We start from the raw sequence: 19,335 nt of genomic DNA on the forward strand, positions 1-19,335 counted from the left end.
TGTAAGGTGGGGGTATGAGCCTCCGCCACGCTTTGCTCGGACTACTGGCCGAACGCCCGGCCAGCGGCTACGACCTGCTGGGCAGCTTCCGGGAATCCCTGGCCAATGTCTGGCCCGCGACGCAGAGCCAGATCTACACCGAACTCGCCACCCTGGCCGAGGCGGGCCTGATCGCCGTCTCGGACGAGGGACCGCGCGGACGCAAGGAGTACACGCTCACCGAGACCGGACGCGACGAGCTGCGCACCTGGCTCACCACCACCGAACCCAAGCGCCGCAACCGCAACGACATGCTGCTGCGCGTCTTCTTTCTCGGCATCGTGCCCGAGCATGCCCGGGACTATCTGACCGAGATCGCGACCACCGCCGCCACCGCGCAGGCCGATCTGTCCGCGCTGCGGGAGACCACCGCATGGAGCGAGAGCGACCTGTCCCGCTACGGCCGCATCGCCATGGAATGGGGCGAGCGCTTCCACGCCATGAACCGGGAGTGGGCACAGTGGGCGCTCACCCAACTCCCCGACCCGGACCGGTAGCCAACCCCGGCACCGCGCAGGGCTCGAGCACGGCGAAGTCCCTCCGGCCCACCCGAAGTCGCGGTAGACCAGGTATCACCGTCCGTGCGGTCCCAGGGGCCGCTGACCATCCCGGCACCACGCGGATCGGTCGGCACATCGCACACTCGGGTACGCGGTGGCGGCGGCCATGCGCAATGGCGCGCGATATCAGCGATAAGCACCCATGAGCGCGATGTCATGGCCGCGACCGCGCGATGTCGTCGGTCAGGGTCTGACGGGTTCGGCGGGTCGGTATCGGTAGTCTGCGCCGACCGCGGGCATCCACGGCGCGCATGAGCGTGGTGACCAGACGGGAGCGTAGCCGGGAGGCCGGGTACCACAGTGGCTCGCGGGGTAGGGCGGGGCCGCGCGGGACGGTGATGGCCTGTTGGCGGCAGTACTTGCGGATTCCCGCCGCGCCGCCCCAGCGCGCGCCGATGCCCGAATCCTTCCAGCCGCCCATGGGCAGGGCGAAGCTCATGAGATTGGCGAAGGCGTCGTCGACATTGACCGCTCCGACCTCGAGGCGGCGGGCGACGCGTTCGCCGCGGCGGCGGTCGCCGGTCCACACCGTGGCGGACAGGCCGTATACCGAATCGTTGGCCAGCCGCACCGCCTCGTCCTCGTCGGCCACCGCGACGACCGGGATGAGCGGTCCGAAGGTCTCCTCGGTGAGGCAGAGCATGGTGTGGTCGACATCAGCCAGCACGGTCGGCTCGAAATAGCGCCCGCCGCCGAACGCCTTGCCGCCGCACAGGATTCGCGCGCCCTTGGCGACGGCGTCCGCGACGTGCCGAGTGACGATATCGCATTGCGCGGCGGTCGCCATCGCACCGATATCGTGGGTGAACGCCCGGCCGTCGCGGCCCTGCCGCAGCGCCCGCACCTCGCCGACCAGCCGCTCCACGAAGCGGTCGTAGACGGCTGCCTCGACGTACACCCGCTCCACCGAAATGCACACCTGCCCCGCATTGAACAACGCCCCGTAGGCGACTCCGGCGGCGGCGCGGTCGATATCGGCGTCGGCCAGCACGATGGCCGGATCCTTCCCGCCCAGCTCCAGGCTGTAGGGGATGAGCCGCTGCGCGCAGGCGGCCGCGATGGCGCGGCCGGTGCGGGTGGATCCCGTGAACTGCACGAAATCCACGGTGTCCACCACCGCCCGGCCGGTGTCGCCGCCACCGGTCAGCACGCTGAACACCGGCGGCGCACCGATCTCGGCCCAGCCGCGCGCCAGCTCCACCGCGCTCAGCGGTGTCACCTCGGACGGCTTCACGAGCACGGCGGCACCGGCCAGCAGTGCGGCGAAGGCGTCGAAGCAGGGGTTGAGCAGCGGCAGATTCCACGGCGTGACGATGCCGACCACCGGATGCGGCCGCACGGTCGAGACCAGTCGTTTGGTGAGGCCGATCGGACTGTGTGGCCGGGGCCGCTCGTCGGCGAGGAAGCGCTCGGCGCGGTCGGCCCAGTACTTCGCGAGATCGACGGCGGCGGGCACCTCGATCTCCGCGTCGAACCGGGTCTTACCGGTCTCCGATCGCACCACCTCGGTGAGCCGGGATCCGTTGTCCAGCAGCCAGTCCTGGAATGCGCGCAGCCATTTCGCGCGCTCGCGCACCCCGATGGCCTCCCATTCCGGCTGCCGCGCGCGCAGCTGCCGCACGGCCTCGGCGACCGCGGCCGCCGAGTGGTCGGTGACCCGTCCGACGACGCGGCCGGTCGCCGGATCGCGCACGTCGATAGCGGCGGTGTCGGGCGCACGGCCGGTGGTGTCGGGTGTGGCGGTATTCGACACGGGAATCCCCTCGATCGGTTCGTCCGGCAGGATCTGCCGGTTCGTCACGCGCGGGGCAGCCGCACCAGCATCTTGCCGGTATTGGCCCCGCGCATCATGTCCAGGAAGGCGTCCACGGCGTGGTCGATGCCCTCGACGACGGTCTCCTCCGCGCGGAGGGTGCCGTCGGCCAGCCAGCCCGCGGCGGTGCGCACCCACTCCCCCGCTCGTGCGGTGTGGTCGCCGACCAGGAAGCCGCGCAGGGTGATTCGTTTGCGGGTGGCCAGGTGCAGATTGTTCGGCCCCGGAGCCGGGTCGGTGTCGTTGTACACCGAGACGGCACCGCACAGCGCCACCCGCCCGAAGTCGTTGAGGACGGTCAGCGCCGCCTGAAGGTGTTCGCCGCCGACATTGTCGAAGTAGACGTCGATGCCCTCGGGTGCGGCGGCGGCCAACTGGGCCGCGATATCGCCGCGGCGGTAGTCGATGGCGGCGTCGAAGCCGAAGTCGTCGAGCAGGCGTGCGCACTTGTCCCGCCCGCCCGCCGAGCCGATCACCCGGGCGGCACCCAGATTGCGGGCGATCTGTCCGGCCACCGAGCCGACCGCGCCCGCCGCTCCGGAGACGAAGACGGTATCGCCCGCCCGCACCCCGGCGATATCGGTCAGCCCCACGTACGCGGTCAGCCCGGTCGCGCCCAGTACGCCCAGATACGCCTGTGCCGGGGAGCGCCGCACGTCCACCGGCTGCGCGTCGCTCGCGTCGAGGACGGCGTATTCCCGCCAGCCCGCGAAGTGGATCACGCTCGCACCCACCGGAATCGACGCCGCGCACGAGGCGGTGACGGTGCCGACGGCCCCGCCCGACATGGCCCGGCCCAGTTCGAAGGGCGGCATATACGATCTGCCCGCGTTCATGCGACCGCGCATGTACGGGTCCACCGACAGCCACTCGTTGGCCACGAGTATCTGCCCCGGCCCCGGTTCGTCCAGGGTGACGCCGGCGAGTTCGAAGTCGCGCGGTGTCGGCTCGCCCTGCGGGCGGGCGATCAGCCGCCATTCCCGTGACCGTGTCATCGTGCCCCCAGCGCCTGCCGGTACAGCGGACTGTCGACGCTGTAGTAGTTGCAGTGGAATCCGCTCGGAATCGCGAACGGTATCCGCACCCGGGCCAGCGGTCCGGATGCCAGATCACCGGCCGCGAACACCGCCAGCTCGGTGTCGGCGGCACCGGCCGCGTGGACGAGAGTCAGTGCGTATCCGTCCACTTCGTCGGTGGCTCCGACGCGGGGGGCGAAGATGAGTTCACCGGCGGCGGCCCCGTCCCCGAAGTGGTAGATGTCCTCGGCCCCGGTGCGGGTGTCCACCCGCACCACCGAGTCCATGCCGTCGGCGCGGCCGTCCACCGAGTGCAGGTTGCTGTTGGCGAAGGCGTAGCGGCTGGGTCGCGTCGTGAGGCGGTCGTCGGGCCGGGGGAACTGGATGTCGCGGTCGTTGAGGATCTCCTCGCGCACCACGTCGGTGTGCGCGGCCGGGTCGATCACCCAGCGCCGCAGGCTCTGTCGCGTCTCCCGGTGGGTGCGGCGGCGGCCGTCGACGTCCGGGAACAGCGCGGTGCCCTCGGCGGCCGCCACATCGGCGACGATGCGGCCGTCCTCCTCCCACACATTGGCCTGGTGCATCATGTGCCGGGGCGCGGCCTCGAACCAGCGCACGTCGGCCGCCCCGCCGCGACGGGGCATGACCCCGAGTTTGGTGGGGCGGTCGGGATCCCACGCCACCATCGGCCCGCCCGCCATGGCCCGTCGCAGGCTGACGTCCAGCGGCGTCACCGGGAACACCACGTGGTTCTCGGTGACGAAGAAGGTGTGCAGCATGCTCTGATGCGGTAGCGGCACGGTTTCGGTGACGATCGGGGTGCCGTCGGAATCGATGATGTCGTAGCGCAATTCGGGTGCGGTGCCGCCGCGGCGCGCGATGGAGCCGATATTGATCAGCTCGCCGGTGGCGTGGTCCACGGTCGGGTGCGCGCCGAAGGTCGTGGTGACCACGCCGCCGTAGTGTTCCTCGCCGATGGTGTCGAGGGTCCGCGGGTCGAGTTCGACCGGCGGCGCGCCCTCCATGAGCGCGAGCAGCTTGCCGCCGTGCAGGACGACATTGGTGTTGGCGGTGTTGTACCGGGTGCCCGCGGCCAGCGGATCGGTGCTGGCCGGGTTGCCGTGCACGCCGAAAAGCCGTCTGCCCTCCTTCATTTCCAGCAGCAGCTTGTCGGTGCGCACCCAGCGGTTGCGCATCGAGACCCGGCGGCCGTCGAAGAAGAAGGCGTACACCATGCCGTCGCCGTCGAACCAGTGGTAGTCCTCGTCGGTGGGCGGATACAGCGGCTCCGCGCCGTTGCGGTAGAAGACCCCCGCCAGATCGTCGGGCAGCTCGCCCTCGACGAACAGGTCGGGGGCGTCCACCTCCATCCGGGTGGGCCGGTGATGGCCGGTGAGGAAGGGACTTTCGCGATATCGGGTGCCCACCATGGTGTTCAGCCCTCCCGTTCCAGCACGCCCAGCGGGGTGCCCACCGGATAGTCGACGTCCACCTCGACCGCGCCGTAGCGCAGCACGCCGCCGACGGGGGCGGGGATCTCGGTCTCCACCTTGTCGGTGCCCACCGTGTACAGCGGCTCCCCCTCGGTCACAGCGGTGCCGTCGGGCACCAGCCAGCCGAGAAAGGTGCCGTCGGTCATCGACACGTCGAGTTTGGGCATCCTGATCTCCATACGACTTCCGCTTTCGTTCACCGGACCCGAGGTCCGCACCGTTCTACTGCTCCAGGCGCAGGGCGCGGCTGGGACAGGCGGCCACCGCCTGCGCCGCGAGTTCGCCTTGCGCATCGGATAATTCGGCGAGCAGCACCCGCGCCACGCCGTCGTCGCCGACGGCGAACAATTCGTCCGAGACCGCCTCGCACAGTCCGTGCCCGACGCACAGGTCCCGGCTCACCACTACCTTCACGACTCACCTCACCGGGTCAGCACGGTGCAGCCGCTCAATCCGGGCGCACCGTAGACATGGGACAGCGCGGTGCGCACCGGCCGGGCCACCTGTCGCGCACCGGCCGCGCCACGCAATTGCAGGACGTTCTCGTGCAGCTGCCGCAGGCCGGACGCCCCGATAGGTTCCCCGTTGGCCAGGCAGCCGCCGTCGGTGTTGACGGGCAGGCGACCGCCCAGGCCGGTGGCCCCGCCCTCGATCAGCGCGGTCTGCTCGCCGTGCTCGCACAGGGCGGTCTCGGCCAGATGGATGATCTCCGCGCCCGCGTCGGTGTCCTGCACCTGGGCGATATCGATGTCCGCGGGCCCGATTCCGGCCTGTTCGTACACCGCCCGGGCGGCGTCCACGGTCGGGCTGTCCCCGCGCCGGATGGACAGCGACGGGCTGAGCACCTCGAACGAGCCCGGCGTGCGGGTGCGCACCGCGACCCCCGCCACGTACACGGGGTCGGCGCGAAAGCCCTTGGCCGCCTTGGCACTCGACAGTACGAGTGCGGTCGCGCCGTCGCCGGGTGAGCACAGCATGTACTGCCGCAGCGGGTCCACCAGCATGGGTGAGCCCTCGACGTCGTCCACCGACAGCGCCTTGCGCCGCCAGGCATTCGGATTCAGCGACCCGTTGTGGAACGCCTTGGCCGCCACCCGGCCGAGCAGTCGCGGCGGCAGCCGGTGCTCGTACAGGTAACGCTGGATCTTCAGGGCGAAGAACTGCGCGGTCACCGCCATTCCGGTACTGCCGTACCAGCCGCCGAGTCCCAGGTGCGCGGTGGAGATGGTGAACGCGCCGCGCGGGTGGGCGTCGAAGCCGACCACCAGCGCGAGTTCGGCCGCGCCGGAGTCGATGGCGTGCACGGCGGCCAGCAGCGCGCTGCTGCCGGTGGCGCACCCGTTGAGGACATTGACGAACGGCACCCCGGTGAGCCCGAGTTCGGTGACCAGGCTGTCGGCCGATCCACCGGACAGGCTGCCGCCCACCGCGTAGTCGATATCCGACCAGTCCACGCCCGCGTCGTCGAGCGCCTGCCGCACGGCGAGCACGGCCTGCGCTCGGGCGGTGGTGTCGCGGTAGCGGCCGAAGGGTCGGCAGCCGACCCCGATGACGGCGGTCTCGGACATCACCGTTCCCCTTCGTCGATGGGCGCGAATGCGAAAGTGGTTGCCGTTCGCCCGGATTCGACGGGCACCGGCAGGGTGGTCATGCGCATGGGCATACCGATGCGCAGGCGTGCTGGATCGCTGTCGGTGAGCAGTGTCTCCACGATCAACTGGCCGGGCAGTTCCACATAGCCGAGTCCGAAGGGCACGAAGTCGTCGGGCCGACGTGTGTAGGGCGGGCTCGGCGGCGGGAAGCGTTGCACCGTCCAGCTCCACAGCACGCCCTCGTCGGCGAGTACCGTCTCCGCGATCTCCGCGCCGCCGCAGCGCGGGCAGGTGGCGCCGAGCGGGAAGTGGTGGTCGCCGCAGCCCGCGCAGCGCCCGCCCCGCAGGCGGTAGCGGCCCCCGGCCGACACCATCAGCTGGGGGTCGATCAGTTCATCGGTCACGATCGCTCATCTCCTGATCCGTTGCCCGGGGACGGCCGCGCACCCCGCGCTTGAGCACCACCACATCGCCGTGCACGCGCGCCTGACAGGCCAGGCGCACCGGCCCGCCGCCGCGCGCCCGCAGCTGGCGCACCGCCTGGGTTTCGGTGTCGGCCGGTTCGGACAGATGCTCGGGGTGGTCGAGCACCTCGATATGGCAGACCAGGCAGTCGCCGAGACCCCCGCAGATGGTGGGCCAGCGGTATCCGGCCGCCTGGGCGGCGGCCATCACGGATTGTCCGCTCGCGGCGGTGAATCGCAGGCCGGACGGGCGCACCGTCACCGTCGGGCCGTGGTCGCTGTCGGTCCCGCTCATCCGTGCCGCGTTTCGTTCCAGGGCCTGCCGCGCTCGGGGTCGGGTTCCCGGTCCAGGCCGAGCACGCGTTCGGCGATGATGGTGCGCTGGATCTCCGAGGTGCCGCCCGCGATGGTCAGTCGTCGGCTGTCCAGCAGCGCGTACGCGCCGGGGGTGAGGGCCGCGTCGTCGGAGTAGGCGGCCCGCGCGCCCGCGATCTCGTAACCGATCTCGGAAATGCGTTGGGAGAGCTCCGATTGCGCGAGTTTGGTGATGGAGCCGCGCGGTCCGTCGGCCGCACTCGCCCGATTCCGCAGAGTGGTCAGGTGCAGTGCGCGTTCGGTGACCAGCAGGGCGGTGAGCCGATCGCGCAGCACCGGATCGCGCCAACCGCCCGTGGCGCGGGCCAGCGCCAGCACCGGAGCCAGCGGCACCCCGCTCGCCTCGGAACTGTCGGAGAGGCCGGATCTTTCGGCGCTCAGGGTGGACAGCGCGACCCGCCAGCCCTCCCCCACGCCGCCGAGCCGGTCCGTGTCGGGCACCACCACCTCGTCGAGGAACACCTCGCAGAAGTGCTGTTCCCCGGTGAGCTGGCGCAGCGGGCGCACGGTGACGCCGGGTGTGTGCATATCGAGCAGAAAGCAGCTGATGCCGGCGTGTTTGGGCCGTTCGGGATGGGTGCGCGCGAGCAGCATGCCGTAGCGGGCCCGGTCGGCGAAGGAACTCCACACCTTCTGTCCGCGCACGATCCAGCGGTCGCCGTCGGATGTGGCGCGGGTGGCCAGCCCGGCCAGGTCCGAGCCCGCGCCGGGTTCGCTGAACAGCTGGCACCACACGTCGGTGCCGGCGGCGATGCCGGGCAGGTAGTGCCGCCGCTGCTCCGGGCTGCCCCAGGCCATGACGGTGGGTCCGATCAGGGTGCGGGACACGAAGTACGGACCGGGCAGATCGGCCCGGTAGCGGGCGATCACCGCGGCCACCACGGCGGCCTCGGCGTCGGACAGTCCCGCGCCACCGTATTCGACGGGCCAGTGCGGCACCGCCCAGCCGCGCTCGCACAGGGCGGTGTACCACTCCCGGGCCGCCGCCGGATCGGCGAGCGCCGGATCGGTTCCGGTCGCGCCGGAATCGATGGTGCGCACCCACGATTCGGGCAGCCGGGCGCGGACCCAGGCTTCCGTCTCCTGCCGCAGGGTGTCGAGATCGGTTGTCTCAGTGGTCATACGCACCGTCCTCGAGATCCACGAGTTCGGCGAGCCGCCGCCGATGGTCGCTCGCGCTGCCGGTGAGCGCGACCATGGCGTGTGCCCGCCGCAGATACCGGTGCGCCCAGTGCTCCCACGTGATGGCGATACCGCCGTGCAGCTGCACCGCCGCTTTGGTGACGGTGGTGGCGGTATCGGCGGCCAGGGCGGCGGCCACCGCGAGATCGCTGTCGATGCGCGGGTCCTCGCGCGCCGCCCCGAGTCGCCAGGCCGCCCCGTACACCGCCGACCGGGTGAGTTCGACCTGGATGAGCAGATCGGCGAGCCGGTGTTTGACCGCTTGGAACGACCCGATGGTCCGCCCGAACTGAACGCGCCGCGCGACGTACTCCACGGTCCGGTCGAAGGCCCGCTGCGCGACACCGAGCAGTTCGGCCGCGACCAGCAGCCTGCCTCGCCGCCGCAGCGCCGCGATCACCGTCTGCTCGATGACCACGAGTTCCACTGCGGCCCGCCGGCATTCGAGTCGCCCCAGCGACCAGGACGGGTCGAACGCCGTGAGCGCACCGACGCCGACACCGCCGGTGTCGCCCGTCAGGACGACCACGCCCGGCACGCCGTCGACCGACGCCGCGCACATGATCGCCTCCGCACCCGCGAGATGCCACACCGGTGCCACCGTGCCGTCACCCAGCGGCCCCGCCGGGCCGCGACGAACCGTCAGCCGGTTCGGGCGATCGCCCGGCCCCTCGAGGCCCTGCGCCGCTGGGTCGAGAACGGCGGGGTCGAGCGCCGCCGGATCAAGCGCCGCAGAGCCGAGCGTCGCCGCGTCCAGCACCGGCGAGTCGAGCACCGCCGGATCCAGGGCCACCCTCGGGTGCCGCAGCAGACGGGCGGCCAAGGCGGGCTGCTCGTCCCGGAGATGGCCGAGCAGTACGCCCAGCAGTGCGGCCGGGAGCAGCGGGCCGCCGTACAGTGCGGCACCGGCTTCCTCGGCGAGAATGGCGAGATCGACCGGCGTACTCGCCGATGCCGCACCCTCGCGGTCGAACAGCATGTCGTCCACGCCGATATCGCCGAGCAGCGCCCGCCAAGCGGTCGGATCGGCGGTATCCGCCGGGGTGGCCGTATCGTCCGCGCCGTCCCCGGTGGCCAGATCCTCGGCCCCCTCCCGGAGGGCACTGCCAGCCCGGTCAGCGCCGCCCTCCCGGATCACTACACCGCTCGTCCCCTCTCGGCTCACCACACCGACCGCGCTCTCCCGGGTAGCAGCATCCTCCCGGGTAGCAGCATCCTCCCGGGTAGCGCTGCCCTCCCGGGTCGCCACACCGCCCGCGCCCTTCCGGGTCGCGGTGCCTTCGATACCCGCGCGGGTGGCGAAGAACTTCCGTAGTACCTCTCGGAGCGCGGTGTGCTCCGAGGTGAACGCGAACAGCGGTGGGAGCGTCGCCGGGGCCGTCCCGGCCTCGGGCGCGCTCATGACGCGCTCCCGGGGACGGCGGCGGCCACGCGTCCGGTCAGGTAGCGGTCGCGCAGGGTTCGCTTGTCGATCTTGCCCATGACGGTGCGCAGTTCGGTGTCGACGAATTCGACCAGGGCGGGACATTTGTAGTGCGCCAAGCGTTCTCGGCACCAGGTGACGAGTTCGGCGGCGGTCGGGGGCCGCTCGGTCGGTACCACCAGGGCGCACAGTTGCTCGCCCATATCCGGATGCGGGATGCCGATGACGGCCACGTCGAATACGCCGGGATGGGTGCGCAGTACCGCCTCGGATTCGGCCGGGTACACGTTCACCCCGCCGCTGACCACCATGTCCGAGGCGCGGTCGGTGAGATACAGGTAGCCGTCCGCGTCGAGATAGCCGATCTCGCCGATGACGAACACGTCCCCGTCGAGGTAGCTGCGGGCGGTCTTCTCCGGGTCGTTGTGGTACTCCGGGCGCATCCCGAGGGCGGAGCGCGCACACACCAGTCCTGGTGTGCCCGGGCCCAGTTCGCTGCCGTCCTGGGCGCGGATGCTCAACTCGTATCCGGGCATCGCGCGCCCGACCGAGCCGGGGTGGGCCAGCCATTCCGTGGAGTCGATGAAGGTCACCGTCCCCACCTCGGTGGACCCGTAGGCCTCGAACAGGACCGGGCCGAACCAGTCGATCATGGCGCGCTTGACGTGCACCGGACAGCTCGCGCCGGTGTGCACGATCGAGCGCACGCTGCCCACGTCGTAGCGCTGGCGGATCGCGGCGGGCAGCGCGAGCAGCCGGGAGAAGTGCGTGGGCACCATCATCGAGGATTCGATCCGGTAGCGGTCGATGAACCGCAGCACCCCTTCGGCGTCGAAGCGCCGCAGGATGACCAGCGGGTTGCCGACCGCCAGCCCGCGCACGCCGCCGATGGGGCCGGTGTGGTGCATGGGTCCGACGATGAGGTGGCGACCCCTGGGCCGCACCGGCGATCGGTCGATGCGGCGTACGTGCTCGACCATATTCGCACCGGTGGGATACATCTGCTCCGGCAGCCGCACCCCCTTGGGCAGTCCGGTGGTGCCGGAGGTGTAGTACAGCGGTGCGGCCGGGACGATCAGCTCCGACGGCTCGTCATCGGGGAATCCCGCGACGAGCCGCTCGAAACACTCCACGGCGGCACTCCCCCCGCCCCCGGCAGCACGCCCCGCATCGACCGTCTCGCCGCCCACCTCCGCGGAACCCCCGCGCATTACCCGCCCCGCGTCTCCGGAATCCGCGCGTGCTACCCACCCCGCGTCGCCGGAACCCGCGCGTGTTATCCGCCCTGTGTCTCCGGAACCCGCGCGTGCTACCCACCCCACGTCACCGGAACCCCTACGTGTCACCCGCGCCGGGGCGTCGGAAGCCCCACGTGTCACCCACCCCACGTCACCGGAACCCCTACGTGTCACCCGCGCCGGGGCGTCGGAAGCCCCACGTGTCACCCGCCCCGGGGCGTCGGCACCCTCCGGTGTCTCCCCGGCCGCGAGTCCGGCGACTTCCGCTGTCTCCCAGGCGATGACACGCACCGTCTCGCTCGCCGCCCGCACCGTCGCCGCGCAGCGCGCCGAGCACAGCACCGCATGCACCCCCGCGTCGTCGAGGATGTGCCGCACCTCGGCCGCGGTGAGCTGGAAGTTCACCGGCACCACAGACAGCCCCGCGTAGGTGGTGGCCAGATGGGCCAGCGCCGTGTACAGCCCGTTCTCCGCCATGATCGCCACGCGCTGTCCCTTCCCCACCTCGAGGGACAGCAGCCAGCCGACCGTGCGGTTGATCATCGAATTCAACTGCGACCACGACCATTCGAGGTCGCCGTCGGTGACGGCGACCCCGTCCGGATCACGGCGCGCGACCGCCGCCACTCCGTACGCCACGATCAGCTCCCGACCCGGGGATGCGAGCGCGCCAGGGTGGTGCGCACCGCCGCGAGCACGGATTCCGCGTTGGGCACGAACGCGTCCTCGAGCGGTTTGGCGTACGGGATGGGCGTGTTGGCCCCCGCGACCCGGGCCACCGGCGCGGCCAGTTCGTCGAAGAGCCGTTCGGAGATCATGGCGGCCAGCTCCGCGCCGAAACCGTTGCGCCGCACCGCCTCGTGCACGATGACGGCATGCCGGGTGCGGGCCACCGACTCCAGCACCGTCTCCTCGTCGAGCGGCACCAGCGACCGCAGGTCGATCACCTCGGCCTCGATGCCGTCGGCGGCGAGCTGTTGCGCCGCGGCCAGGGCGTCGTAGACCTGGCGGCCGTAGGAGATGAGCGTGATGTCGCGTCCGGGCCGCCGCGTGGCCGCCACCCCGAGCGGCACATAGTGCCGCCCCACCGGAACCGGTTGCGGCGGCGTGAAGTACAGCAGGCTCTGCTCCACCACCACGCACGGATCGGGATCCTCGATACAGGCGGTGAGCAGCCCCTTGGCGTCGGCCGGGGTGCTCGGCACCACCACCTTGAGTCCGGGGATATGGGTCAACCAGGCTTCGAGCATCTCCGAATGCTGTGCGCCGAACTGCATTCCGGCTCCGGCCGCACATCGCACGGTGAGCGGGACGGTGGTCTGGCCACCGGACATGTAGCGCAGTTTGGCGGCGTGATTGGACAGCTGGTCCATGCACACGGCCAGGAAGTCCATGAGCATGATCTCCGCGACCGGCCGCATTCCCGCCACGGCCGCGCCGATCGCCGCGCCCATGATGGCCTGCTCGCTGATCGGGGTGGCGCGCACCCGGTGGTCGCCGTACTTGGTGGACAGCCCGCGCGTCACCATGAACACGCCGCCGCCCGGGTCGGCGATGTCCTCACCCAGCAGGAAGACCGAGGGGTCGCGGGCGAGGGCATCGTCCAGTGCGCTGCCCAGCGCCTGGAATCCGGTCATCGGCTGGCTGTCGGTCGCCTCTCGCGGCTGTGCCTCGCTCATACCAGCGCCTCCTCGTACACGTCGGTGACCGCCTCCGCGGGATCCGGCGGCGGACTCTGCTCGGCGAAGGCCACGGCGTCCTCGACCGCCGCCTTCTCCTCGTTCTCGATGCCCGCCAGCACCGCCTCGTCGGCGATATCGCGGTCGAGCAGCCATGCGCGGAAACGCGGCACCGGATCGGCGGCGCGCGCCGCGTCCAGCTCACCGGGTTTCATGTACTCGTTGCGATCCGACATCTGGTGTCCGTGGAAACGGAAGGTCATGGCCTCGAGCAGGGTCGGCCCCTCCCCGGCCCGCGCGCGGGCGATGGCCTCGCGCGCGGCGGAGTACATGGCGACGGGGTCGTTGCCGTCCACCCGCACGCCGGGGAAGGAGTAGGAGGCGGCGCGGTCGGCGATGCGCGCCACACTGGTGCCGTCCTCGTATGCGGTGTGTTCGGCGTAGAGATTGTTGTGGCAGCAGAAGATCACCGGCAGCTTCCAGATTCCGGCGAGATTGCAGGCTTCGTGGAACGCGCCGATATTGCTGGCCCCGTCGCCGAAGTTCACCACGGTCACCTGGTCGGTGCCGCGCAGCCGCGCCGCCAGGGCCAGCCCCGCGCCGATGGGCAGTCCGCCGCCCACGATGCCGGTGGTGACCATGAGCCCGGACTCCGGGTGCGTGATGTGCATCGGCCCGCCCTTGCCTTTGCACATCCCGGTGGCCTTGCCCATGAATTCGGCCCAGAGTTCGCGCAGCGGAACACCTTTGGCGAGCTGATCGTGCAACCCCCGGTAGGTGGTGACGACATGGTCGTCCGGCCGCAGCAGTGTGCCCACGGACGCGGAGACGATCTCCTGGCCGCGCGGCGAGTAGTACTGCGCGCTGACCTGTCCGGCCAGCACCAGCGACCGGAACTTCTCGTCACACAGTTTGATTCGGGTGGCCTTGCGGAAGATCCGGATCAGTTCGTCTCGACCGATCTCGGCGGGAATGTCGGTGTCCAACACGATGACCTATCTATTAGTTGGTCCGATAATTAATTGATAGCACGGGGCGCGATCGCCCGTCCAGTGCCGATTCGGGTCATTTCGCCAGGTACGCGTCCAGATCCTGATGGAACTGCCGAATCCGGACCTCCTGGTAATCCGCCAGGGTCACACCGGGTTTCGTCATGGCCTTCAGACCGCGCTGCACCAGCGGCAGATTCGACAGGTCCTGATTGAACACCGGAACCAGCCCGCCCAGTTCCGGTGCGGCGCTGAAGTCCTCGTCCGGACCCAACCAGTGGATCGGACCGGCCTTGGGTTTGGGCACACCCGGCGGGAGCGGCGCGAGCAACATGATGTCGAACACGCAGCGATCCGGATCGTTGCCGTAGGGCCGGAAGCGGTAGGTCAGCGGTGCGCCGACACCCGCCCACGGGCACATGTTCGGGAAGACGAAATATTGGATGGCGTCCACGATCTCGCTGTCGCTGACCCCGGACAGATCCGCCCCGGAGCGCTCCACCAGGCGCTGCCGCAGCGCCTCGGCCACGATCGGCCGCGCCGACTCACCGTCGGGGACGTGAATGGCCCCGATGCCCTCGGGGTAGAAGTCGCGGAACATGGCCTCCAGCACATCCTGGGGCTCCAGCGGTTCCAGATGCGGGCTGGTGGTGGCCTGCGGGGTGATCATCCGATTGAAGCCGGGCTGCCCGTCGGACCCACGGTAGACGTCGTACTGGGTATTGCTGTCGCCCAGGTATTCCAGCAGTTGCGGGTGGGTCGAGATGACATGGTAGGACTCGATGAACGCTTCCAGAGCGACCTTCCAGTTGCAGTCGATCACCTTGGCGACGTGCACCGCCTTGAACCGCTCCTCCAGCTTGAAATACGCGAAGTGTTTCTCGACCTCGCCCAGATAGGTGTGCAGCGAGACCGCGTCGGGATCCGGATTGACGAAGACATATCCCGCCCACACATCGGTCTTCGCCTGCGGCAGTGCGAATTTCGCATCCTCCACGTGGGGGAAGTCCCAGCGGCTGGGCACCTCGGCGAGCGCCCCGTCCAGCCCCCAGGTGAAACCGTGGAACGGACAGCGCAGCTGTTCCGCGTGACCGTTGTCGTCGCACAGCCGGGTGCCCCGGTGCAGGCACGCGTTGTGATACGCCCTGATCTCGCCGTCCCGGGTGCGCACCACGATCAGGGAGATATCGGCGATGTCGTAGACGATGTAGTCGCCGGGCGCGGGGATGTCCTCCTCCCGGCAGGCCAGCTGCCAGACCTTCTTCCACACCTTCTCCACCTCGAGCCGGTGGAAGTCCGCGGAGAGGTAGCGCTCCTTGTCGATGTCCTCCGACCCCAGGTATTCGTAGGACTCCTCGAGCAGCGGGGGCGGCACCTCCCGGGTGTCACCGGACAACAGGCTCTGCACACTGGGCCCGGGTGAGCGGGCCTCGCCCGGTGCGAGCTCGCGGCCGTCGCGAAGGTCGGTCATGACATCCTCCAACCAGAGTGAATTACATTGCGGGAGAGAAGGTGACGGATGGCGCTCATGGTGCCGCCGTCAGCTGTTCGACATAGCGCTGCGCGGCCATGCCGATGAAGGCCGACCCATTGCTGGTCCAGCCGCCGTCGACGTAGAGCACCTGCCCGGTGATATAGCTCGCGGCCGGGGAGATCAGGAACCCGACCGCGGCGGCGATGTCCTCCGGCGTGCCGAGCCGTCCCAGCGGCATGGCCGCACCGATGGCCCGTTGCAGACCGGGATCGCCGAATTCGGCCCGGGTGCCCTCGGTGAGGACCAACCCCGGCCCCACCGCGTTCACCCGGATCCCGCGCGGTGCGTACTCGGTGGCCATCTGCTTGGTGAGGGCGACGATGGCGGCCTTGGACGCGGGGTACATGCCACGCCCCGGTCCCGACATCTCGGCCAGCACGGAGGTGAGGTTCACGATCGCCCCGCCGTGCGCCGGGAAGTTCGCCACGCAGGCTCGGGCCACCAACCAGCTACCGATCACATTGGTGCGCAGCACCGCGTCGACATCGGTCAGGGTGGAGTCGTCGAGGGTGTGCGAGCGCCAGATCCCGGCATTGTTGACCAGCACGTCCAGCGGACCGACCGTGGCGGCCAACTCCCCGACCGCCTGCTCGTCGGAGATATCGCAGTCGAGCGCCGTCCCGCCGATCTCGGCGGCGGTGGCCGCCGCCGCGGCCTTGTCGAGGTCGACGGCAACAACCTGGAATCCGTTGTCCGCCAGCTGTTTCGCGATGGCGCGGCCGATTCCGTTGCCCGCACCCGTCACCAGGGCCTTCGACATGCCCCACCTCCGTTCTCGGCGACCGCGCTGCGCGACCCCCGCTTGTCTATGACACGGATCACTATTATATTGGCCAATTAATTAGTCAAGACCCGGCCCACCCGCCTGTTTTCTGTGGGGGGCAACATCTTTGGAGGCGGCTTTGACCGATACCTCGCCCTGCTCCGCTCCCGCGTTCGATCCCCTGGATCCGCAGACACTGCAATGCCCGTATCCCTGGCACCGCGCCCTGCGCCGGGAGGCGCCGGTGCACTTCGTGGCGAGCCGGGGCATGTGGTTCGTGACCTCGCGCGAGCTGGTCGCCACGGCGCTGGCCGATCACGAGGTGTTCTCGTCGAACTTCGGTCTGCCGCAGCTGCCCCCGCCCGAGTCCATCAAGGAGGAACTCGAGCGGATCCAGGCACAGGGGTGGCCCGCGGTGCCGACGCTGCTCACCGCCGATCCGCCGGAGCATCACTACTACCGACGCATGCTGGCCAAGGCGTTCACGCCCCGGTTCATCGCACGCCTGGAGCCGCGCATCCGCGAGATCGCCCGCGAGCTGGCCGAGGGACTACCCGACGGCACGCCGGTGGAGTTCGTGAAAGCCGTTGCGGCACCACTGCCCCTGCGGGTCATCGCCCATGTGCTGAATGTGCCCGACGACCGGATCGACGATTTCAAACGCTGGTCGGATCAGTTCACCGCGACGGTGGGCGCGGAACTCGACGACGGCGGACGTCTGGAGCAGGCCCGCGGTCTGCTGGAGTATCAGCGCTTCTTCGCCGCCGAACTCGACGACCGGCGCGCGCATCCGCGCGACGACCTGCTGAGCGGACTGGTCCACGCGCCCAGCGCCGCCGACGGTGACGAACCGCTGAGCACGGCCGCCTGCCTGAGCATCATCCAGCAGTTGCTCATCGCCGGGAACGAGACCTCGACCAAACTGCTGACCGGAGTGTTCGAACAGATCGCGCACGCGCCCCGGTGGTGGGAGTGGCTGCGCGCGGACCCCACCGCGCATGCCGCACCCCTCATCGAGGAGGGGCTGCGCTTCCTCGCCCCCGTGCAGAGCATGTTCCGCATCACCAAGACCGAGGCGACGCTGGGCGGCTACACCATCCCGGCCGGGCAGCTGGTGGTGCTCGGTTTCGGCTCGGCCAGCCGAGACGAGGCCGCGTTCGAGCGGCCCGAGGAGTTCGACCCCGAACGGCCGGATGTCAGGTCGCACCTGGCCTTCGGCGCCGGTATCCACGCCTGCCTGGGCGCGCCGCTGGCCCGGCTGGAATCCCGGATCATGGTCGAGGAGCTGGCGGCGCGCTTCGGCGCGGTGGAATTCGGCCCGGACAACGATTTCGAGTACGAACCCAGCTTCATGCTGCGCGGCCTGAAGCGCCTCTCGCTGATCTTCCGGGCGCAGGGCACACCCGCCGCCGACCGCCCGGTATCCGCCACGGCCGAACGGTAGGCCCGGCGATGACCACCACCGCTCCCCCACCCCCACCCGATGCGGCCTCGGCGCGCGCCGAGGTGGTGCGGTGGTCCCGGGGTTATGCGAACCGCCATCCCCTCGCCGCGCTGCGCACGGTCGGCGGGCAGTTCGTACTCGGGGTGCGCGCCTGCCAATATCTGATGTCCGATATCGCGCGTCGCCGGTTCCCGTTCGGCGAGTTCGTCGAACAGGCGACCTTCATGGCACGCACGGCGGTGGTGCCGACCCTATTCGTCACGGTGCCCATCGCGGTGACGCTGTCCATCCAATTCGGTTTGCTGGCCGGGCAACTCGGGGCGACCTCGCTGGCCGGGGCCGCCAATGGGCTTGCGGTCATCCGGCAGGGCGCGCCGATGGTCGCCGCCATTCTGATGGCGGCGGCCGTGGGGTCTGCCATCAGCGCCGATCTGGGGTCGCGGACCATTCGGGAGGAGACCGCGGCCATGGAGGTCATGGGGGTGTCGGTGATCCGGCGGCTGGTGGTGCCGCGCCTGGCCGCCGCGGTGGTGGTGGCCGTCGCACTGACCGGATTCACCTGTTTCATCGGCTTTCTGGCCGGATACGCCTTCACGGTCACCCTCCAGGGCGGCACCCCGGGTAGTTACACCGCCACATTCGCCTCCTTCGCCACGGTCGACGATCTGGTACTGACCTTGCTCAAGGCGATGGTGTTCGGGGTGATCGTGGCGGTGGTGTCGTGCTACAAGGGGCTCGACGCCCGGCACGGCGCATCGGGGGTGGCGAACGCGGTCAATGCCGCCGTGGTGCAGTCGATTCTGCTGCTCATGCTGGTCAATGTGCTGATGAGCCAGATGTATCTGATCCTGTTCCCGCGGGCGGGATTCTGATCATGGCGACCGGCTACACCATCGCCGGAACGCGCCCGCTGGTGGCGGGGGCCGGTTTCGGCCGTCACCACCTGGCGCGCGTCGGCCACATGGTGGCCTTCTTCTTCCGTGCCATCGCGGGCATACCGATTGTGCTGCAACGGTATTCGCGTGAGTTCCTGCGGCTGCTCTCCGATGTGACCTGGGGCAACGGTTCCATCGTGGTGGGCGGCGGCACCGCGGGCGTGGTGCTGGTGGTGGGTGGCGCGACGGGCGCGATCGTGGGCATCGAGGGCTACAACGCGCTGCAACTGCTCGGCCTGGGTCCGGCCACCGGGCTCATCACTTCCCTCGCCGCGGTGCGGGAGCTGGCCCCGCTCATGGCGGCGCTGGCCTTCGGCATCCAGGCGGGCTGCCGCTTCACCGCGCAGTTGGGGGCCATGCGGATCGCCGAGGAGATCGACGCCCTGGAATCGGTGGCCATCCGCCCGATTCCGTATCTGGTGACCACGCGGGTACTGGCCTCGGCGCTGGCCATCCTGCCGCTGTTCGTCGCCTGCCTGGCGCTGAACTTCCTGGCCTGCCAACTCGTCGTCTTCCTCGCCAGCGGGCAGGGCACCGGTACCTATCTGCACTACTTCGCGCTCATGCTCAGCGGGCGCGACATCGTCTTCGCGGTGATCAAGGTGTGTGTCTTCGTGGCGGTCATGTCCACCATCCAGTGCTACTACGGCTTCTACGCCACCGGTGGCCCGCGCGGGGTCGGCATCGCGGCGGGGCGGGCCATGCGCGCCAGCATCACCATCATGGCCGTGCTGAACATGCTGCTGACCATGGCGTTCTGGGGCATCGACGCGGGCGGACGACTGGGGGGTTAGGC

19 protein-coding genes are annotated in these 19,335 nt (G+C 70.0%); 4 read left to right on the plus strand and 15 right to left on the minus strand.

Going from position 1 to position 19,335, the window contains the following annotated elements; genetic code table 11:
* The first annotated feature begins 14 nt into the window (after window positions 1–14).
* On the plus strand, window positions 15–536 hold the full coding sequence (locus QJS31_RS01485) for a PadR family transcriptional regulator (protein ID WP_282780348.1): 522 nt from the start codon (window positions 15–17) through the stop codon (window positions 534–536).
* Window positions 537–753: 217 nt separating this feature from the next.
* On the opposite strand, the gene QJS31_RS01490 is transcribed toward QJS31_RS01485, so the two are convergent.
* The 15 genes from QJS31_RS01490 to QJS31_RS01560 form a co-directional block, all read right to left on the minus strand.
* Window positions 754–2,352, minus strand: a complete 1,599-nt coding sequence (locus QJS31_RS01490) for an aldehyde dehydrogenase family protein (protein ID WP_282780346.1) — start codon at window positions 2,350–2,352, stop codon at window positions 754–756.
* A gap of 44 nt (window positions 2,353–2,396) precedes the next feature.
* The gene (locus tag QJS31_RS01495) at window positions 2,397–3,407 is read right to left on the minus strand and encodes an NADP-dependent oxidoreductase (RefSeq protein ID WP_306355764.1); all 1,011 of its coding nucleotides are present in this window, start codon (window positions 3,405–3,407) and stop codon (window positions 2,397–2,399) included.
* Window positions 3,404–4,858, minus strand: a complete 1,455-nt coding sequence (locus QJS31_RS01500; RefSeq protein WP_282780342.1) for a carotenoid oxygenase family protein — start codon at window positions 4,856–4,858, stop codon at window positions 3,404–3,406. Before QJS31_RS01500 ends, QJS31_RS01495 begins: the two co-directional genes overlap by 4 nt.
* A gap of 5 nt (window positions 4,859–4,863) precedes the next feature.
* Window positions 4,864–5,088, minus strand: a complete 225-nt coding sequence (locus tag QJS31_RS01505) for a biotin/lipoyl-containing protein (protein WP_282780340.1) — start codon at window positions 5,086–5,088, stop codon at window positions 4,864–4,866.
* A 55-nt stretch (window positions 5,089–5,143) separates the two neighbouring features.
* Window positions 5,144–5,335, minus strand: coding sequence for a ferredoxin (locus tag QJS31_RS01510; RefSeq protein WP_282780338.1), 192 nt, complete (start codon window positions 5,333–5,335; stop codon window positions 5,144–5,146).
* 8 nt (window positions 5,336–5,343) lie between these two features.
* On the minus strand, window positions 5,344–6,489 hold the full coding sequence (locus tag QJS31_RS01515; RefSeq protein WP_282780336.1) for a thiolase family protein: 1,146 nt from the start codon (window positions 6,487–6,489) through the stop codon (window positions 5,344–5,346).
* Entirely contained in the window at window positions 6,489–6,917 is a 429-nt protein-coding gene (locus QJS31_RS01520) for a Zn-ribbon domain-containing OB-fold protein (protein ID WP_282780334.1), read from the minus strand. Before QJS31_RS01520 ends, QJS31_RS01515 begins: the two co-directional genes overlap by 1 nt.
* On the minus strand, window positions 6,907–7,272 hold the full coding sequence (locus QJS31_RS01525; RefSeq protein WP_282780332.1) for a 2Fe-2S iron-sulfur cluster-binding protein: 366 nt from the start codon (window positions 7,270–7,272) through the stop codon (window positions 6,907–6,909). Before QJS31_RS01525 ends, QJS31_RS01520 begins: the two co-directional genes overlap by 11 nt.
* Window positions 7,269–8,474, minus strand: coding sequence for an acyl-CoA dehydrogenase family protein (locus QJS31_RS01530; RefSeq protein WP_306355765.1), 1,206 nt, complete (start codon window positions 8,472–8,474; stop codon window positions 7,269–7,271). The genes QJS31_RS01525 and QJS31_RS01530 overlap by 4 nt, the downstream gene beginning before the upstream one ends.
* Entirely contained in the window at window positions 8,464–9,936 is a 1,473-nt protein-coding gene (locus QJS31_RS01535; RefSeq protein ID WP_306355766.1) for an acyl-CoA dehydrogenase family protein, read from the minus strand. Before QJS31_RS01535 ends, QJS31_RS01530 begins: the two co-directional genes overlap by 11 nt.
* Window positions 9,933–11,834, minus strand: coding sequence for an AMP-binding protein (locus QJS31_RS01540; protein ID WP_306355767.1), 1,902 nt, complete (start codon window positions 11,832–11,834; stop codon window positions 9,933–9,935). Before QJS31_RS01540 ends, QJS31_RS01535 begins: the two co-directional genes overlap by 4 nt.
* A gap of 2 nt (window positions 11,835–11,836) precedes the next feature.
* Window positions 11,837–12,874: an alpha-ketoacid dehydrogenase subunit beta gene (locus tag QJS31_RS01545; protein ID WP_282780323.1), complete on the minus strand. Its 1,038-nt coding sequence runs from the start codon at window positions 12,872–12,874 to the stop codon at window positions 11,837–11,839.
* Entirely contained in the window at window positions 12,871–13,863 is a 993-nt protein-coding gene (locus QJS31_RS01550) for a thiamine pyrophosphate-dependent dehydrogenase E1 component subunit alpha (protein ID WP_306355768.1), read from the minus strand. The genes QJS31_RS01545 and QJS31_RS01550 overlap by 4 nt, the downstream gene beginning before the upstream one ends.
* 76 nt (window positions 13,864–13,939) lie before the next feature.
* On the minus strand, window positions 13,940–15,334 hold the full coding sequence (locus QJS31_RS01555) for an aromatic ring-hydroxylating dioxygenase subunit alpha (RefSeq protein WP_282785320.1): 1,395 nt from the start codon (window positions 15,332–15,334) through the stop codon (window positions 13,940–13,942).
* 55 nt (window positions 15,335–15,389) lie between these two features.
* On the minus strand, window positions 15,390–16,157 hold the full coding sequence (locus QJS31_RS01560; RefSeq protein ID WP_306355769.1) for an SDR family NAD(P)-dependent oxidoreductase: 768 nt from the start codon (window positions 16,155–16,157) through the stop codon (window positions 15,390–15,392).
* A gap of 142 nt (window positions 16,158–16,299) precedes the next feature.
* Between QJS31_RS01560 and QJS31_RS01565 the strand changes: the two genes are divergently transcribed.
* Genes QJS31_RS01565 through QJS31_RS01575 form a run of 3 tightly spaced genes read left to right on the plus strand, consistent with a single transcriptional unit; the run spans window position 16,300 to window position 19,333 of the window.
* A complete protein-coding gene (locus tag QJS31_RS01565; protein WP_306355770.1) occupies window positions 16,300–17,604 on the plus strand; it encodes a cytochrome P450 in 1,305 nt (434 codons plus the stop codon).
* 8 nt (window positions 17,605–17,612) lie between these two features.
* The gene (locus QJS31_RS01570; RefSeq protein WP_282785322.1) at window positions 17,613–18,476 is read left to right on the plus strand and encodes an ABC transporter permease; all 864 of its coding nucleotides are present in this window, start codon (window positions 17,613–17,615) and stop codon (window positions 18,474–18,476) included.
* A 2-nt stretch (window positions 18,477–18,478) separates the two neighbouring features.
* Window positions 18,479–19,333: an ABC transporter permease gene (locus QJS31_RS01575; RefSeq protein WP_372341519.1), complete on the plus strand. Its 855-nt coding sequence runs from the start codon at window positions 18,479–18,481 to the stop codon at window positions 19,331–19,333.
* Window positions 19,334–19,335 lie beyond the last annotated feature (2 nt).

It is taken from the genome of Nocardia sp. CC213A (assembly GCF_030766805.1).
Taxonomy (GTDB): Bacteria; Actinomycetota; Actinomycetes; order Mycobacteriales; family Mycobacteriaceae; genus Nocardia; species Nocardia otitidiscaviarum.

Bases quoted from the DNA above. Each gene is read 5' to 3' on its own strand.
- QJS31_RS01485 (WP_282780348.1), top strand. From the start codon at position 15: ATGAGCCTCCGCCACGCTTTGCTCGGACTACTGGCCGAACGCCCGGCC.
- QJS31_RS01495 (WP_306355764.1), bottom strand. From the start codon at position 3,407: ATGACACGGTCACGGGAATGGCGGCTGATCGCCCGCCCGCAGGGCGAG.
- QJS31_RS01500 (WP_282780342.1), bottom strand. From the start codon at position 4,858: ATGGTGGGCACCCGATATCGCGAAAGTCCCTTCCTCACCGGCCATCAC.
- QJS31_RS01505 (WP_282780340.1), bottom strand. From the start codon at position 5,088: ATGCCCAAACTCGACGTGTCGATGACCGACGGCACCTTTCTCGGCTGG.
- QJS31_RS01515 (WP_282780336.1), bottom strand. From the start codon at position 6,489: ATGTCCGAGACCGCCGTCATCGGGGTCGGCTGCCGACCCTTCGGCCGC.
- QJS31_RS01525 (WP_282780332.1), bottom strand. From the start codon at position 7,272: ATGAGCGGGACCGACAGCGACCACGGCCCGACGGTGACGGTGCGCCCG.
- QJS31_RS01530 (WP_306355765.1), bottom strand. From the start codon at position 8,474: ATGACCACTGAGACAACCGATCTCGACACCCTGCGGCAGGAGACGGAA.
- QJS31_RS01535 (WP_306355766.1), bottom strand. From the start codon at position 9,936: ATGAGCGCGCCCGAGGCCGGGACGGCCCCGGCGACGCTCCCACCGCTG.
- QJS31_RS01545 (WP_282780323.1), bottom strand. From the start codon at position 12,874: ATGAGCGAGGCACAGCCGCGAGAGGCGACCGACAGCCAGCCGATGACC.
- QJS31_RS01555 (WP_282785320.1), bottom strand. From the start codon at position 15,334: ATGACCGACCTTCGCGACGGCCGCGAGCTCGCACCGGGCGAGGCCCGC.
- QJS31_RS01560 (WP_306355769.1), bottom strand. From the start codon at position 16,157: ATGTCGAAGGCCCTGGTGACGGGTGCGGGCAACGGAATCGGCCGCGCC.
- QJS31_RS01570 (WP_282785322.1), top strand. From the start codon at position 17,613: ATGACCACCACCGCTCCCCCACCCCCACCCGATGCGGCCTCGGCGCGC.
- QJS31_RS01575 (WP_372341519.1), top strand. From the start codon at position 18,479: ATGGCGACCGGCTACACCATCGCCGGAACGCGCCCGCTGGTGGCGGGG.